We start from the raw sequence: 15,953 nt of genomic DNA, 5'->3' as shown, positions 1-15,953 counted from the left end.
GTCCAAGACACGCCGTAATCGGGGCGGCCGTTACGGCGTGTCTTGGACACTCGACCGGTCCCGGCGGGCCGTGGGACGCCGACACGATCCCGCGCGGGGGCGCGTCGCGACGGCAGAGGGGCGGATGCCAGTGGCATCCGCCCCTCCCGGGTTCAGCGTGTGAGCGGCTCAGCGCAGCGCGTCGACCACCGCGTTCAGCGTCGCGGACGGGCGCATGACCTTCTCGACGAGCGCGGTGTCGGGACGGTAGTACCCACCGATCTCGGCGTGATGGCCCTGGACCGCGTTGAGCTCGGACACGATGGTCTGCTCTTCGGCCGCCAGCTTGTCGGCAACCGGCGCGAAGACCGCGGCGAGGTCGGCATCCTTCGTCTGCTTCGCCAGCTCCTGCGCCCAGTACAGCGCGAGGTAGAAGTGGCTGCCGCGGTTGTCGATCGTGCCGAGAGCACGGCCGGGCGACTTGTCGTTCTCGAGGAACGTGCCGGTCGCGGCATCCAGGGTCTCGGCGAGGACACGAGCGCGCTCGTTGCCCGTGGTGTCGGCGAGGTGCTCGAGAGACGCCGCGAGGGCGAAGAACTCACCGAGCGAGTCCCAGCGGAGGTAGTCCTCCTCGACGAGCTGCTGCACGTGCTTGGGGGCGGAGCCGCCGGCACCGGTCTCGAACAGGCCACCGCCCGCGAGCAGCGGAACGATCGAGAGCATCTTGGCGCTCGTGCCCACCTCGAGGATCGGGAACAGGTCGGTGAGGTAGTCGCGCAGCACGTTGCCGGTGACCGAGATCGTGTCCTCGCCGCGGCGGATGCGCTCGAGCGAGTACGTCGTGGCCTCGGCGGGGGCGAGGATCTCGATCGTGAGGCCTTCGGTGTCGTGGTCGGCGAGGTACTCGTTGACCTTGGCGATGAGGTTGCGGTCGTGGGCGCGGTTCTCGTCGAGCCAGAACACGGCCGGGACACCGGTCGCGCGGGCGCGGGTGACGGCGAGCTTCACCCAGTCGCGCACAGCCACGTCTTTGGTCTGGGTCGCGCGCCAGATGTCGCCCGTGTTCACCTCGTGCTCGAGCAGCACGTCGCCGTTCGAGGCGACGACCTGCACGCGGCCCGGCGCGGCGATCTCGAAGGTCTTGTCGTGGCTGCCGTACTCCTCGGCGGCCTGGGCCATGAGCCCGACGTTCGGCACCGAACCGATCGTGGCCGGGTCGAGCGGGCCGTTGGCGATGACATCCTCGATCGTCGCCTGGTAGACCCCGGCGTACGAGGAGTCGGGGATGACGGCGAGGGTGTCGTCCTCTCCCCCGTCGACGCCCCACAGCTTGCCACCGTTGCGCACGAGGGCCGGCATCGAGGCATCCACGATCACGTCGGACGGAACGTGCAGGTTGGTGATGCCCTTGTCGCTGTTGACGTACGACAGGCGGGGGCCGGATGCCAGGGCGTCACGGATCTCGGCGGCGATGGCGTCGCCGCCCTCGACGTTCGCCAGACCCGCGAGGATCGAGCCGAGACCGTCGTTGGGGGTCAGACCGGCGGCCGCGAGGGCGTCGCCGTGTCGGTCGAACACGTCGGCGAAGAACGCCTTCACGACGTGACCGAAGATGATCGGGTCGCTGACCTTCATCATCGTGGCCTTGAGGTGCACCGAGTAGAGCACGTCGTCGGCCTTCGCCTGCTCGAGCGTGTCCGCGAGGAACGCGTCGAGGGCCGCGGCCGAGAGGAAGGTGGCATCCACGATCTCACCCTGCAGGACCTTCAGTCCCTCCTTGAGCGTGGTCACGGTGCCGTCGGTGGCGATGTGCTGGATCGACAGGACGTCGTCGTCGGCGATCACGACCGACTTCTCGTTCGAGAAGAAGTCGTCGTGGCCCATCGTCGCGACGCGGGTCTTCGAGCCCTCGCCGAACGGCTTGTTGCGGTGCGGGTGCTTCTTGGCGTAATTCTTCACGGCGAGGGGTGCACGACGGTCGCTGTTGCCCTCGCGCAGCACGGGGTTCACCGCGGAGCCCTTGATGCGGTCGTAGCGCGCGCGCACGTCTTTGTCTTCGACGCTCGACGCCTCGTCCGGGTAGTCGGGGATGTCGTAGCCCTGCGACTGGAGCTCGGCGATCGCGGCCTTGAGCTGCGGGATGGATGCCGAGATGTTCGGCAGCTTGATGATGTTCGCCTCGGGCAGCGTCGCGAGACCGCCGAGCTCGGCGAGCGCATCGCCCACCTGCTGCTCGGGGGTGAGGCGCTGGGGGAAGGCCGCGAGGATGCGGCCGGCGAGCGAGATGTCGCGGGTCTCGACGTCGACCCCCGCCTGCTTCGTGACGGCCTGCACGATGGGCAGGAACGACGCGGTGGCGAGAGCCGGCGCCTCGTCGGTGTACGTGTAGATGATGGTGGAATCGGGCACGTCAGATCTCTCCGTAGAGGCGGCCAGGGTGTGGTTTCAGCCTATCGCACCTCGGCAAAGTCTCTTGATGTCAAGATAATTCGGTGGTCGTCGCGATGGCCGCTTGCGGGTTTCGTCCGTGACTCTGCGGCATCCCCAAGGTTGCACACCCCCGCAGGCCCGATAGCCTGGGCGCATGGCCGACCTTCGTCTCGTCGAACTGTCCGCCGCCACGATCGTGGCGGTCAACACGCTGTCGTTGAAGCCCGGACAGGAACAGTTCCTGGCACCGGTGAGCTACGGCATCGCCGCCACCGTCATGAACCCCTCGACGTCGTGGCAGCGCGTGGTGCTCGACGGAGACGAGGTCGTGGGCTTCGTCAGCGCCAACTTCGATCCCGAGGCGCACGAAGAGCACTTCCGCTCCGTACTGTGGCGCATCAACGTCGACGCCGATGAGCAGGGCCGCGGCGTCGGCAGCTACGCGATCGCCGCGGTGCTCGCCGAGGCGCGCGAGCGCGGCATGGACCACGTCGACGTCATCTACGAGCCCGGCGTCGGCGGCCCCGAGGCCTTCTTCCAGCGCGTGGGTTTCCAGCCCGTCGGCGAGACCGAGTACGGCGAGGTGATCGCGCGCGTCAGCGTGTGACCCCGCAAAGCGGTGTCCTGACCTCCCGGGCCGGACGCGACCCCGGTGCGGCACGACGTTCGCAGAATCGCGCCGAACTCGCAGAGCGTCAGCGGGAATCCGCCCAGGACGCGGATTCTGCGAAGGCCGTGGGCGAGGCGCAGAGTGTTCGTGCACATCGGAAGACTTCCTCAGGTTCTGCCCATTTTCTGACCCGAAGCGTGCGCCACCGCGGGTGACAGCCCGGCACATTCGACACCGTGGATCTTCGCGAACGGATCATCGAGCGGGACGGTATCGCTGCCCGCCGCGGCGCGACGGATGCGGACGTGACCGCCGCGCGTGCGGGTGCGAGGATCGCGTGCATCACCGCTGCTCTCGACGTCGCCGCAGCATGCCACCCTCCGCAGCGTGTGGACGAAACCCATTGCGCCGGTCGGCAGAAACAGCTGCTCGAGTCGGTGGAAGACGCGCGCGCCCGCATCGTCCTCTGTGTGGGTCGCGAGGACGCGCTCGTGATCCGGGAGGCGGCCACGCGGGCTGAGCGACGAGATCCCGCGGCGCTCCGGCGCGGCGCATGACCGGGGACGGCATCCCGCCAGCTGGCCGAAGAGGTCGGCAGACTCTCCCACTCGAGGCTCGAGATGTACTGGCGCAGCCCGCTCAGCGAAGGTCGCGGCGAAGGAACGACCAGGCTCCCCCGCTCAGCACGGCCGCGATCCACACGGCAGCGAGGGCGGTCGCGGCGGCGGGCACCGGCCCCACGGCGGCGTCGATCCCGAGCGGTCCGAGCTCCCGGCCGACCGCGCGCAGAAGCGTGGGCAGGGGGAGCCACGCGGCGACCGAAGGCCACAGCGGCGCGATCAGGAACGCCGAGATGAGCGACAGCGGGGCGACGAACAGGGCCGGGAGATGCGCCTGCACGAGCAACCCGATGCCGAGTCCCCACAGCGCCGCGGCCGCCCCGATTACCGCGGAAATCCCCACCGAACCGAGGTCGAGCCCCCGCAGACCGAGGGCGGCCGTCAACGCCAGCCGACCGCCGAGCAGCGATGCCACCGCGACGAGCGCGCCGCTCAGCGCGGTGAAGGGGATCCGCGCGGCCAGATGCCACCGCCGCGGCTGCAGGGTGGCGCGCTGAGCGACGACCCCTGCGCGCCGGTCGACCGTGTATCGGAACGACCCGTAGATCGCCGCCATGACCGCGCCGTACATCGCGATCACGGTCGACAACGGTGCCGCGATCGCAGCTCTCGCCTCGTCGGGCGCCGTGGCGAGATCACCCGGAACGCTCGCCCCGATCGACGCGGACAGCACGATCGCGGCGACGCAGACACCCGCGAGGGGCAGATCGCCGACCGCGGAACGGGCCTGGGCGCTGAGTGCGCGCCCGAGTCCGACCGACACCGACACGTTCATCGGAACCGCCGACGCCCGACGGTCCACGCCGCGACCGTCAGGGCGACCGTCCAGCCCACAGCCACGAGGAGAGCGAGCCCTGGATCCAGCAGGACGGGATGATTTCGCGGCGAGGCGAGGGCGGCGAGCGACAGGCCGGGAGAGAACCGGGCGATGTCGGGGGCGGACCCCAGGAAGGCCATCTCGAAGGCGATCGGCCCCGCCAGCACGATGGCTGCGGCCACGTAGTAGTTGCCGGCGATCCAGCCGACCGCCGAGCCGAGGATGGCGCCGAGCATCGCACCGGGCAGGGATCCGAGTACGGTGGCCGTCGCCGCCGCGGACGGGGCAAACACGAGACCGTTCACGCCGAGGACGATCGTCGCGACGCCGCACCAGACCGCACCGAGCCCGACGGTGAGGACCACCGCCACCCCGATCGCGGCGACGCCCTTCGCGACGAACGCGCGACGGAAACCGATCTGCGCGACCGTCCGGGCCATCGAGACGTAATAGAACTCGCGCGTCACCCCGAACGCCCCGGCGAACCCCGCGACGACGAAGGACCACGCGAGCGGTGCGAGGAGCAGCTCCGTCGCGGTCGTGGCATCCAGGGATCTCATCCGTCCGAGGGTGTCGTCGCTGGTGAGAACGATCACCGGGACGAAAGCGCCGAGCAGCAGGACCGCGAGCGTGTTCGCCCCGCTGCGCGAGCGGAGGAGCTCGGAACGGATCACGCCGATCACGCGTCGCGCCCCTCGACGAGGTCGAAGTAGCGCTCCTCGAGCGACGCGCCGCTGCCCGCGGGCACGAGGTCGCTCAGCGCACCGGAGAAGAGAACGCCCCGCTGGAGGATCACGACCTCGTCGACGGTGTTCTCGAGTTCGGCGAGCTGGTGGCTCGAGACGAGCACCGTGCCGCCGGCCCGGGCGAAGGTCCGCAGGTACCGGCGGAACCATCGGATGCCGTCCGGGTCGAGGCCGTTGGACGGCTCGTCGAGCACGAGCGTCCGCGGCGAGCCGATGAGCGCGGTCGCGAGCCCGAGCCGCTGCACCATGCCCGTGGAGAAGGACTTCACCCGCCGACGGGCATCGGCGGCGAGGCCCACCTCGTCGAGCACCTCGTCCACCCGACGCCGGGCGGCCCCCACCGCGAGACGTGCGATCTCGAGGTGCCGACGCGCGGTGATGCCGACCTCGAAGCCGAAGCCGTCCATCTGGACGCCGACGTGCGCCGAGGGCTGCGCGAGGCGGGCGAACGGCATCCCGTCGATGAGAGCCTCGCCCCGGGTCGGAGCCGACAGTCCGACGAGCGTGCGCAGCGTCGTGGACTTGCCCGCGCCGTTGGGACCGAGAAGCCCCACGATGCTGCCGCGACGCACGGCGAACGAGACGTCGTCGACGGCGGTGCGGGAGCCGTAGGTCTTCGTGAGGTGGCGGACCTCGAGCGCGTTGTCTGTCATCGGGCCTCTTTCGGTTCGGATGTCGGGGGGTCGAGAAGGGAGAGCAGAGTGGACGCGGGCTCGACGACGTGGGTCGCCCACACGGCCTCGAGCAGCGAGCGCGAGCCGAGGTGCACGACCGCCCGGCCGGCGGCGGGCACGGCCCCGGCGGGGGCGTCGACCGCGCCGATCACGCGGACGTCGGCCGCGACACCGCGAACCTCGACCGGCGAGAACGCCGTGAGCGGTGCGGTGGTCGTCCGCGACGGCGCGGGCTGCACGACACCCCGCGCCACGACGACCTCGGCGACGATGCCGCTGGTCATCAGGTCGACCGGGAGGCCGTCGGGGAGGGCTCTGTCGTCGGCGGACCCGACGGGGACGACCAGCTCGATGCGGTCGTCGGCGGTCGTGAAGCCGACGGTCCGCGCGTCGCCCACGGGGATGGCCGCGGCCGCACAGACGACGGCCGCGACGAGCGCGGCGCTCACCAGCACGAAGCGGGAGCGCCCGCGCCCTCGTGTCCACCCGCCAGCGAGCCACCGGACGACCAGGGTCCCGACCGCGGCGACCACCACAGCCTCGAGGACCAGCACGACGACGGCACCGCCCGGCCCCGTGCCGGCCAGCCCGCGCACCGCGCGCTCCAGGGCGGCGCACACGAGTGCCGACGGAACGACCGCGCTCAGGATGCCGAAGGGAACGCTCCACCACCGGTTCAGTGCCCGGGGCGCGGACGCGCCGCCGAACAGGACGCGGCGCAGCGCGTCGGCGGCATCCGCCATCGTCCGCCCGCGCAGATTCGGTTCGTCCAGGGCGCTCATCAGCGCGATGTACCCGTCGAACCGCACGAACGGGAGAAGGTTCAGCGCGACGACCGCGACGCAGGCGCAGCTGAGGACGAGGAGTGCTCGCCGCGTGCCGGGGTCGGGCGCGGCGAGCGCGCACAGCGCCGCCACGCCGGCGAGTGCGGCGTGCACGGCGGGGCCGGCGAGAGCGACCCGGACCCGGGACGCGCGAGACGGCAACCGCCACGCGTCCGTGACATCCACGAAGAACGCCGGGCCGAGGTAGAGCAGCATCACGCCAGCACGCCGCGGACGTCCGCCACCGTGCGCGAGGGTCACCCCGTGCGCCGACTCGTGCACGAACGTCGCGGTCACGAGCACGAGCGCGACGCCGAGGACGTCGACCAGCGGCAAGGGGGACGTCAGCGCAGCGGCCACGTCGGAGGCCTGGAGCACCAGCGCTGCGAGCCCGCCGACGATCAGCGCGGCGAGGGGCCAGACGAGCCACCCGCGCAGCACGGGGCGGATGAAGCGATGGAGACGGTCGAACAACCCCGGCGCGCGCAGCGTCGCGAACTGGATCGTCAGAGGCGGGCGGTAGGTGAATCGCCCCGCGGCCCGCCGTTCGGAGCCGTGCAGCAGACCCGCGCGGCCGAAACGTTCGATGAGGGCGGCGAACTCCTCCGGTGTCTGGGTGGAGGCGAAGCGTCGACGCAGCTCATCGAGCCGTGCTTCCCCGTCCATGGCGCGTAGCATCGCGGCGACGGTCGACGACGCACGCGAGACCGGCACTCCGTCAACGCTGACGAGCCAGCGTTCGCCGCCCGCGGCCGGCTCGATGTGCACGGTGTCGGCCAGCCGAGGCGCCGCGCCCTCGGGGACGAGAGTGTCACGCGGCATGACGCGTTCCCCCGTCGACCCGGGAGCGGAGCAGCACCATACCGTCCCCCGTGGCGCTGCCGTGGGTGAGCACCGGGACGCTCTCCGGCGCAGGGAAGCCGGCATCCCGCATCTCGCCGGCGACGCGCGCTTCGTCGAGGATGTGCAGGCGGGTGGTCAGCACGGGCACCGGACCCGGCGCGGGCGGCAGGGGAAGCGGCATCCAGTTGACGATCCGGCGGGCACCGTCGGGTTCTACCTGCTGCGACTGGAGGTACGTGCGCGGCCCCACGGCGAGTTCTCGATCCGCCGACTCCCGGAGAGTGCGGAGGGCGCCGGCGCCCGCGACCGACAGCACGAACGAGCCGCCCGGCGCGAGGTGTCGGCGCACCGTGCGGAAGAGCCGACGGCGGTCGGCCGGCCCGAGCAGCGTGATCGAGGTCGCGGCGAGGACGATCAGGAGGCCGCCCGATGGAAGGACTCGTGCCGCCCCGTGATCCATTCCCCGACGATCCGCGCGTCCCGCGCGTCGACTGCCCCTCGTGTCACCGACACATCCCCCTCGCTCCGCTTCGCGCACTTCCGGAGCGCGGAGGCCCTCCGTCGAACGGGAGACCGAAAGAGAATGTATACATGCGCACCTGCGATCGGAAGCGCCGAGGCGAGCGAATCACCCGCCCCGTCCGCCACGATCACCATGGCGCGCGCGAGAGACGCAAGAGAGAGGTCACTTTCGAGGGAGCATGGGGGATGCCACGACCCCGCGGCCGCGGCATCCCCTCTCTCGCATCAGACCAGAGACTCGCGCCAGGCGGCGTGGAGCTGGGCGAACTTGCCGGTGCCGGCGATGAGGGCGGCGGGTGTGTCGTCCTCGATGATGCGGCCGTGCTCCATCACCAGCACACGGTCGGCGATGGCCACCGTCGAGAGGCGGTGCGCGATGATGATCGCGGTGCGATCGGCGAGCAGGGTCTGCAGCGCATCCTGGATCTGGCGTTCGCTCGGGATGTCGAGCGACGCCGTGGCTTCGTCGAGGATGAGCACGGCGGGGTTCGCCAGGAACGCGCGCGCGAACGAGATGAGCTGCCGCTGCCCCGCAGAGACGCGCCCTCCGCGCTTGTTCACGTCGGTGTCGTAGCCGTCCGGAAGCTTCTCGATGAAGCTGTCGGCGCCCACGGCCCGGGCCGCGGCGCGGATCTCGTCCATCGTGGCGTCGGGCTTTCCGAGCGCGATGTTGTCGGCGACGGTTCCACTGAACAGGTATGCCTCTTGCGTGACCATGACGATCGCGCGGCGCAGATCCTTGGGGTGAAGGCGGCGGAGATCGACGTCGTCGAGGGTGACCGCGCCCGCCGTGGGGTCGTAGAAGCGCGACACGAGCTTGGCCAACGTCGACTTACCCGCGCCGGTCGTGCCGACGAGGGCGATCGTCTGCCCCGCCGGAATGTCGAGCGAGAAGTTCGGCAGGATGACGCGGTCGTCGCTGTAGCCGAAGGTGACCTCGTCGAAGCGGACGTGACCCTGGGCCTCCCACAGGTCGACCGGGTCGGTCGGGTCGGGAACCGTGGGCTCCTCCTCCAGCACGCCCGACACCTTCTCGAGCGCCGCCGTCGCCGACTGGTACGAGTTCAGGAAGAACGCGACCTCTTGCAGCGGCGAGAAGAAGTTGCGGACGTACAGCACGGCCGCCGTCAGCACACCGATCTCGAGCGGTCCCGCGATCACGCGGCCGCCGCCCCACAGCAGCACGACCGCCACCGACACCGCGGCGACCGCCATGATGCCGGGCTCGAACGTGCCGAAGAGACGGATCGAGCGCATGTTGACGTCGCGGTAGTCGCCGGCGAGCTTGCCGAACTCCTCGTCGTTGCGGGGCTCTTTGCGGAACGCCTTCACGGCCCGGATCCCCGTCATCGTCTCGACGAACTTCACGATCACCTGCGCGCTGATCACGCGCGACTCGCGGTAGATCACCTGCGAGCGGCGGTAGAACCAGCGCATGAGCAGGTACATCGGGATACCCATGACCGTCAGGATCAGCCCCGACTGCCAATCGATGAGGAACAGCGCGACCAGAGTGAACAGGCCGTAGAGCACGCCGGACACGAGCTCGTTGAGCCCGCCGTCGAGCAGCTCGCGGATGGTGTCGAGGTCGCTCGTCTGGCGCGAGATGATGCGCCCCGACGTGTAGGACTCGTGAAACTCCAGGCTCAGCTTCTGCGTGTGCAGGAAGATGCGCTTGCGGAGGTCCAGCATCACCGCCTGGGTCAGCCGCGCGGCGACGACGACGTACCAGCCGATCAGGACGGCCCCGCCGACACCCGCCAGGAGGTAGATGCCCACGACGCCGATGGTCGGCATCCAATCGGCTCGATCGATCACCGCGGGCAGCGCGTTGTCGATGCCGTACGCGATCAGCGCGGGGCCGGCGACGCGGAGCGCGGTCGACACCACGAGGACGGCCGCCGCGAGGACGAGCTGCCACCGCAGGGGAGACACGAGCGAGCCGAGCAGACGCAGCGAGCGCTGACGGATCGCGCGGCTCTCGTCGCGCGTGTAGTCGGAACGGTCTTCGCCGCTGGTTCCGGAGACGGTTGCGGTGCTCATCGGGTCGCCTCCTTCTCGGTCAGGGTGTCGTCGTCATGTGCGCGGATCACGTCGATCGCACCGGTGCGCGCCTCGCGTTCCGCCTCTTCGAGGCTCGAGATGACGTATCGGTAGTGCTCGCTCTCGCGCAGCAGGTCGGAGTGAGCGCCGACGGCGGTCACCCGGCCGTTCTCGAGGAGCGCGACCCGGTCGGCGAGCGTCACCGTCGAGGGACGGTGCGCCACCACGAGGGCCGTCGTCTCACTGAGCACCTCACGCAGGGCGTCTTCGACGAGAGCTTCGGTGTCGACGTCGAGCGCCGACAGCGGGTCGTCGAGCACCAGGACGGCCGGACGCGCCGCGACGGCGCGCGCGAGCGCGAGCCGCTGCCGCTGCCCACCGGACAGGCTCAGCCCCTCTTCGCCGATGACGGTGTCGAGGCCGTCGGGAAGGTCGAAGACGAAGTGCGCCTGTGCGACCTGCAGCGCTTCGCGCAGGATGCGGTCGGCTTCGGCCGAGCCCGGCTCGAGGTCTTCGCGGCCCAGCAGCACGTTCTCGCGCACCGTCTGCGAGAACAGCGTCGCGTCTTCGAACGCCATGCCCACGTGCCGGCGCAGTTCGGCGAGGGTCAGTTCGCGCACGTCGACGCCGTCGAGCAGCACGCGTCCACCGGTGACGTCGTACAGGCGTCCGGGCAGGGTCGTGAGCGTCGTCTTGCCGGAGCCGGTGAGACCGACGAGAGCCATCGTCTCGCCGGGACGCAGCACCAGATCGACGCCGTCGATGAGATCGGGCTCGGTGGCAGCGGCATCCTGATACCGGAAGTGCACACCCTCGAAGGTGAGCTCGCCCCGGGGCTCCGCGATGGTGCGGGGGTTCTCGGGATCGACGATCGTGTTCTGCTCGTCGAACACCTCGAAGATGCGGTCGGTCGCCGTGCGAGCGTCGAGGAGGAACGAGAAGAGGAAGCCGATCGACTCCATCGGCCAGCGCAGCACGGTCGCCATCGCGAAGAACGCGACGAGCTCGGCGACCTGGAGCTGTCCGAGCTGAGTCAGCACGATGCCGGCGCCGAGGCACACCGCGAAAGCGATGTCGGGCAGCAGCACCAGGAAGAACCAGATCCAGCCGACGGCGCGGGCCTTGTCGATCTCGGTCTCGCGCAGCGACTCGGCCTGCCGCGTGAACTTCTGCAGGGCGTGCCGCCCCCGGCCGAAGGCCTTGAGGACACGGATGCCGTGGACGCTCTCTTCCACCGAGGTGGCGAGGTCGCCCGCTTGGTCTTGACTCTGACGGGTCAGGGCGCCGTAGCGCTTCTCGAAGCGGAAGCCGACGTAGATCACGGGGGCCGAGGTGACGAGGAACAGCGCACCGAGCAACCAGTGCCAGCGGAAGAGCAGGACCGCTCCGATCGCGATGGTCAGCAGGTTGACCACGAGCAGGATGACGCCGAAGGCGAGCCAGCGGCGGAGCATGCTGATGTCCTGCATCATGCGAGACAGCAGCTGGCCCGACTGCCAGCGGTCGTGGAACGCGACGGGCAGGCGCTGCAGGCGCGAGTAGAAGGACTGGCGCAGGTCGTACTCGACCTTGGTCGCCGGTGCGAGGACGAACCAGCGGCGCAGCCACACCATGGCCGCCTCGGCGAGGCCGAGCGCGAGCACCGCGACCGACCCCCACACGAGGGCGGTGGGGTCGAGCGAGGCGATGGGCCCGGCGACGATCTGCTCGAGCACCAGCGGGATCGCCAACGCCAGCAGGCTCGCGATGAGGGCCGTGACCGCACCCGCGATGAGGCGCGGGATGACGGGACGCGCGATGGGCAGAAGCCGGGCGAGAGCGCGCGGGGTGGACAGGTGCGGGCGAGGCGAAGCGGAAGTCATGATCCTCAAGGGGTCGAAGCGAGCGCCGGGATCGGGCGCGGAAAGGGGATGCCGAGGGCACCGGCATTCAGCCGGGACGGGCGCGGTGGGCGGCGCTCGAGCGCCGGCGAGAGGCCCTAGTGGCGCCCGTGAGGACGCGCGGAAAAGACGGAGGGCGCAGCGACACGGGCGACGGGGGCGTCGATGTGGTCCATGGCATCCTCCTTGAGATGAGCGGAAGCTGCCCGGGGGTGTGACAGCCCTTCAGGATATCTCTGAGCGAACGCCGAGGGCAAGAGCCGGTTCGAGACCAGGGGCCGCGCGACGCCCCTCCCCTCACGCCGCCTCGCGCTCCAGCAGACGCCGCTTGACGTCGGTCCCCCACGCGAATCCCCCCATCGTGCCGTCGCCGCGCAGGACGCGATGACAAGGCACGAAGAGGGCCGGAGCGTTACGGGCGCAGATGGATGCCGCCGCCCGGACGGCCGAGGGAGAACCGAGCGCCGCGGCGAAGCCGGTGTAGGTCAGCGGCGTGCCCGGGGTGATGCGGCGCAGGGCGTCCCACCCCGCTTGCTGAAGGGGCGTCCCGAACTGGCGCACCTCGACCGCGTCGATCGCGCTGAGGTCGCCGTCGTAGTAGGCCCGCACCGCGTCGGCCGCGGCGGTGGTGCCTTCGACGACCTCGTCGGGCCGCCGGTCGGGCCGAAGACGGGCGAGCACCGCCTCCGCGTCGGAGGTCCAGCCCGAGACGAGGACGCGTTCGTCGGCGTCGGCGAGGATCGCGAACGGTCCGTCGGGCGTATCGAGGAACTGCAGAGTCGAGGTACTCATCGGAGGGGCTCGCTTTCGGGTGCGGTGGGGAGGGGCGCGGAGGCGGTGGGGCACGCGGGCGCGGCAGGGGTCGCGGGCGCGGCAGGGGTCGCGGGGAGAGACGCGGGGATGTCCGCGGATCGGCGGTGCGATCTCTCGGGGACAGGCGTACGGCGGGTGACGGCTTTCCCGGGCCGCCGGACCGCGGCAGCCGCCGCCGTTTCGGCACCCGACAGCCGCCACGCCTGGGTGACAGGAGCGGCGTACCAGTAGTGAGCCATGGCGTAGCTGCGCCAGGGAGCCAGCCGCGCGGACCACTCCGTGAAGCCGGCCGGGCCGGACGGCAGGCCCAGGGCCGCCGCCCCCGCTCGCGCCGCGACGTCGCCGGGGAGGAGGACGTCGGGATCGCCGAGGACCCGCATGCGGACGTAGTCGGCCGTCCACGGGCCCACCCCGCGGAGGGCGAGGAGCCGCTGGCGCTGCTCGACGCCGTCATCGCCCGGTCCGAGCGTGAGGGAGCCGTCCGCCAGGGCTTCGGCGACGCCCACGATCGCCCTCATGCGGGCACCGGGACCGCGCAGCACCTCGAGTCCTCGATCGGCGATCGCCGCGGCATCCGGGAACAGGGTCAGCGGCTCGGGACCGATCGTGACCGACTCGCCGAGCTCGGCGGTCAGCCGCCCCTGCATCGTGCGGGCGGAGGCCACACTGATCTGCTGGCCGATCATCGCGCGCAGGAGCATCTCGCCCGCGTCGATCGCGCCGGGAACGCGGACACCGGGGATCGCCGCCACGGCGGCGGCGAGCTCGGGATGCCGCGACAGCTCGGTGTCGACCGCCAGCGGATCTGCGTCGAGATCGAAGAGGCGACGCACCCGCGCGATGAGCGTGCCCAGGTCGGCGAGGGCGGTGAGGCGCGCACGCAGGCGCAGCCGGCCGTCGTCGGCGAGGCGCACCTCGAACCACCCGGGCCCGCCGGGCAGGCGCACGACCCGCGCGAAAAACCGGTCGCCGCCGACCTCGACGCCCGGGATCGCGTGAGCCCGCATCCACCCGAAGAGACCCGTGGTGTCGATCGGTCCGCGGACGGGTAGGGCGAGATCGATCTCGCCCGCGGAGGCCTCGGCCCCGGACGCCCGCGACCGCCGTGCGCGCAGCTCGCGCGGCGGCATCCCGAACACCTCTCCGATCGTCTCGGTGAATTGACGGATGCTGGAGAACCCGGCGGAGAAGGCGACATCGGCCGACGACAGGTCGGTGCCGACCAACAACGCACGGGCGGTGTGCGCGCGATGCGCGCGAGCCAGGGCGAGAGGCCCCGCCCCGAGCTCGGTGGTGAGGACACGGATGAGGTGGCGCGGCGAGTACCCGAGACGTCGCGCGAGCCCCGGCACCCCCTCGCGGTCGACCACGCCGTCGGCGATCAGGCGCATCGCCCGGGCGGCGACGTCGCCGCGCACATCCCACAGCGGTGAGCCCGGAGCGGCCTCGGGCAGACACCTCTTGCAGGCGCGATAGCCCGCTTCGTGCGCCGCCGCCGAGGTGGCGTAGAAGGTGACGTTCGCTTCTCTCGGCGTCCGTGCGGGGCAGCTCGGTCGGCAGTAGATTCCCGTCGACCGCACGGCCGTGACGAACTGCCCGTCGAAGCGCCGGTCGCGCGACTGGATCGCGCGATAGCGCTCGGCGAAGCCCGGGGCGGTCGGAACGGGGAGGGTCATGGCATCCACCCTGCCACCGACCTCCGACATCGGCTGGCGGAAATCGGACACGAGGGTGGAGCCGATGTCGAGTGTCCAAGACACGCCGCAACGGGTGGGCCCGAAACGGCGTGTCGTGGACACTCAGCGGGAGACGATGCGCGGCCGCCGGGCCGGACGCCGCTCCGTCACGCGACCCGCGCGGTCTCGCGCAGGATGACCAGGCCGCCCCAGATCGTCAGCGCCAGCACCAGCACGACGAAGCCGAGGAACACCGGCACCAGCGGGAGGGCGAGGAGCGCGACGCCGACGGCCAGCGGCGGCACCGTCATGCCGGCGAAGGCGAGGAGGAAGACGCCCGAGGTGATCTCGCCGCGGGTGCGGGGGTCGGCGAGCGACCCGGCCGTGGCGAGGGCGCCGCGGAAGAGGAGCCCGACGCCGGCTCCCGCGACGATGCCGCCGACGAGGAAGAACGGGCCGGAGGTCAGCAGATCGGCGGCACCGAGGCTCAGTAGACCGGCGACCATGGCGACCAGGCCCAGCCGCAACTGCGTGCGTGTCGAGCGGCCCGCGAAGACGACCTGGGACACCGCGGCGGCACCGAAGACCGAGAACGACACGGCGCCGGCGACGAGGTGGTCCGTGACGCCGAGCCGCCCGGCCAAGAACGTCGGGGCCACCGAGCCGAAGAGCCCCGTCACCGCGAAGGCGGCGAAGGCCGCGGTCCCCGCGGCCCAGTAGGCGCGTCGTCCGTCCGCGGGGATGCGGACCCGCTGCGGCCGGTAACGGAAGGAGCGGTCGACCTCGACCGTCTCGGGAACGAAGACGTAGGCGAGGCCGAGCGCGAGGAACCCGACGAGGAAGACGACGTATGGCAAAACGAGCGGCGCCGGCGTGAACTCGGCGAAGAGGCCGCCGATCAGCGGGCCGAGGGCCAGGCCACCCATGTTCGCGACACCCGTGACCGTGGCGGCGAAACCCGGGGATGCCGGGTGCGACACGCGCCGGAGGTCGGCGAGGTGCGCCGTGGCCGAGGCCGTCAGGAGTCCGATGCCGAGCCCGGCGACGAGGCGAGCGGCGATGACACCGGCGGCGTCGGCGCGCAGCACGAACACCAGGGCCGCGACGATCTCGAGCACCGTGGCCGCGAGGATGAGCGGGCGGCGACCGAGACGGTCGCTGAGGTGGCCAGCCAGGTACAGCGACACCATGACGCCGATCGAATACGCGGCGAACATCACCGTGATGAGGAACGTGGGGAAGCCGTCGCGCGCCTGATACAGCGCGTAGAGCGGCGTCGGCACCGTGTTGAAGGCCATGAGCGCGAGGAACGTGGCGGCCGTGACCCAGAACCCGGTCCGGTGAGAGAGACGCGCGGATGCCACGGGAACGGCGACCGGAAGGGTGATCGAGGAAGTCATGACCTCAGGATGCCGCGGGTAAGACATCGAGGGAAACGAACAGTTTCGATGGAAGTAATCGACTAGATCTATCATT

The 15,953-nt window shown here is 71.0% G+C and carries 13 protein-coding genes; 2 read left to right on the top strand and 11 right to left on the bottom strand.

Going from position 1 to position 15,953, the window contains the following annotated elements; all coding sequences use genetic code 11:
- Positions 1-168: 168 nt before the first annotated feature.
- Positions 169-2,388 carry an NADP-dependent isocitrate dehydrogenase gene (locus AB0O24_RS11970; RefSeq protein ID WP_363375118.1) on the bottom strand — a complete coding sequence of 740 codons (2,220 nt, stop codon included), beginning with the start codon at positions 2,386-2,388 and terminating at the stop codon, positions 169-171.
- Positions 2,389-2,563: 175 nt separating this feature from the next.
- Between AB0O24_RS11970 and AB0O24_RS11965 the strand changes: the two genes are divergently transcribed.
- On the top strand, positions 2,564-3,016 hold the full coding sequence (locus AB0O24_RS11965; protein WP_058628148.1) for a GNAT family N-acetyltransferase: 453 nt from the start codon (positions 2,564-2,566) through the stop codon (positions 3,014-3,016).
- Positions 3,017-3,324: 308 nt separating this feature from the next.
- The gene (locus AB0O24_RS11960; RefSeq protein ID WP_275797752.1) at positions 3,325-3,576 is read left to right on the top strand and encodes a hypothetical protein; all 252 of its coding nucleotides are present in this window, start codon (positions 3,325-3,327) and stop codon (positions 3,574-3,576) included.
- 82 nt (positions 3,577-3,658) lie between these two features.
- Here the strand turns inward: AB0O24_RS11960 and AB0O24_RS11955 are convergent, their stop codons facing one another.
- The 10 genes from AB0O24_RS11955 to AB0O24_RS11910 all read right to left on the bottom strand — a co-directional run bounded on the left by AB0O24_RS11955 (position 3,659) and on the right by AB0O24_RS11910 (position 15,877).
- The gene (locus tag AB0O24_RS11955) at positions 3,659-4,414 is read right to left on the bottom strand and encodes a hypothetical protein (RefSeq protein WP_363375115.1); all 756 of its coding nucleotides are present in this window, start codon (positions 4,412-4,414) and stop codon (positions 3,659-3,661) included.
- On the bottom strand, positions 4,411-5,139 hold the full coding sequence (locus AB0O24_RS11950) for an ABC transporter permease (RefSeq protein WP_275797757.1): 729 nt from the start codon (positions 5,137-5,139) through the stop codon (positions 4,411-4,413). Before AB0O24_RS11950 ends, AB0O24_RS11955 begins: the two co-directional genes overlap by 4 nt.
- Positions 5,136-5,855 carry an ATP-binding cassette domain-containing protein gene (locus AB0O24_RS11945; protein ID WP_363375111.1) on the bottom strand — a complete coding sequence of 240 codons (720 nt, stop codon included), beginning with the start codon at positions 5,853-5,855 and terminating at the stop codon, positions 5,136-5,138. Before AB0O24_RS11945 ends, AB0O24_RS11950 begins: the two co-directional genes overlap by 4 nt.
- The gene (gene mpaP / locus AB0O24_RS11940) at positions 5,852-7,522 is read right to left on the bottom strand and encodes a daptide biosynthesis intramembrane metalloprotease (protein WP_275797761.1); all 1,671 of its coding nucleotides are present in this window, start codon (positions 7,520-7,522) and stop codon (positions 5,852-5,854) included. Before mpaP ends, AB0O24_RS11945 begins: the two co-directional genes overlap by 4 nt.
- Positions 7,512-8,003, bottom strand: coding sequence for a hypothetical protein (locus tag AB0O24_RS11935; RefSeq protein WP_275797763.1), 492 nt, complete (start codon positions 8,001-8,003; stop codon positions 7,512-7,514). Before AB0O24_RS11935 ends, mpaP begins: the two co-directional genes overlap by 11 nt.
- A gap of 287 nt (positions 8,004-8,290) precedes the next feature.
- Positions 8,291-10,108: an ABC transporter ATP-binding protein gene (locus AB0O24_RS11930; protein WP_275797765.1), complete on the bottom strand. Its 1,818-nt coding sequence runs from the start codon at positions 10,106-10,108 to the stop codon at positions 8,291-8,293.
- On the bottom strand, positions 10,105-11,970 hold the full coding sequence (locus tag AB0O24_RS11925; RefSeq protein WP_275797767.1) for an ABC transporter ATP-binding protein: 1,866 nt from the start codon (positions 11,968-11,970) through the stop codon (positions 10,105-10,107). Before AB0O24_RS11925 ends, AB0O24_RS11930 begins: the two co-directional genes overlap by 4 nt.
- Before the next feature lie 315 nt (positions 11,971-12,285).
- Positions 12,286-12,780 (bottom strand): methylated-DNA--[protein]-cysteine S-methyltransferase, encoded by a 495-nt coding sequence (locus tag AB0O24_RS11920; protein ID WP_363375107.1) that lies wholly within the window; start codon positions 12,778-12,780, stop codon positions 12,286-12,288.
- Positions 12,777-14,477 carry an AlkA N-terminal domain-containing protein gene (locus AB0O24_RS11915; protein ID WP_363375133.1) on the bottom strand — a complete coding sequence of 567 codons (1,701 nt, stop codon included), beginning with the start codon at positions 14,475-14,477 and terminating at the stop codon, positions 12,777-12,779. Before AB0O24_RS11915 ends, AB0O24_RS11920 begins: the two co-directional genes overlap by 4 nt.
- Positions 14,478-14,644: 167 nt before the next feature.
- Positions 14,645-15,877, bottom strand: a complete 1,233-nt coding sequence (locus AB0O24_RS11910) for an MFS transporter (RefSeq protein WP_363375104.1) — start codon at positions 15,875-15,877, stop codon at positions 14,645-14,647.
- Between the last annotated feature and the right edge of the window lie 76 nt (positions 15,878-15,953).

The organism is Microbacterium sp. NPDC086615, assembly GCF_040686055.1.
Classification (GTDB): domain Bacteria; phylum Actinomycetota; class Actinomycetes; order Actinomycetales; family Microbacteriaceae; genus Microbacterium.
This window is presented reverse-complemented; position numbering and strand designations above follow the sequence as displayed.

Coding starts and splice junctions, on each gene's coding strand:
- AB0O24_RS11965 (WP_058628148.1), top strand. CDS start 2,564: ATGGCCGACCTTCGTCTCGTCGAACTGTCCGCCGCCACGATCGTGGCG.
- AB0O24_RS11910 (WP_363375104.1), bottom strand. CDS start 15,877: ATGACTTCCTCGATCACCCTTCCGGTCGCCGTTCCCGTGGCATCCGCG.
- AB0O24_RS11920 (WP_363375107.1), bottom strand. CDS start 12,780: ATGAGTACCTCGACTCTGCAGTTCCTCGATACGCCCGACGGACCGTTC.
- AB0O24_RS11930 (WP_275797765.1), bottom strand. CDS start 10,108: ATGAGCACCGCAACCGTCTCCGGAACCAGCGGCGAAGACCGTTCCGAC.
- AB0O24_RS11935 (WP_275797763.1), bottom strand. CDS start 8,003: ATGGATCACGGGGCGGCACGAGTCCTTCCATCGGGCGGCCTCCTGATC.
- AB0O24_RS11915 (WP_363375133.1), bottom strand. CDS start 14,477: ATGACCCTCCCCGTTCCGACCGCCCCGGGCTTCGCCGAGCGCTATCGC.
- AB0O24_RS11925 (WP_275797767.1), bottom strand. CDS start 11,970: ATGACTTCCGCTTCGCCTCGCCCGCACCTGTCCACCCCGCGCGCTCTC.
- mpaP (WP_275797761.1), bottom strand. CDS start 7,522: ATGCCGCGTGACACTCTCGTCCCCGAGGGCGCGGCGCCTCGGCTGGCC.
- AB0O24_RS11945 (WP_363375111.1), bottom strand. CDS start 5,855: ATGACAGACAACGCGCTCGAGGTCCGCCACCTCACGAAGACCTACGGC.
- AB0O24_RS11955 (WP_363375115.1), bottom strand. CDS start 4,414: ATGAACGTGTCGGTGTCGGTCGGACTCGGGCGCGCACTCAGCGCCCAG.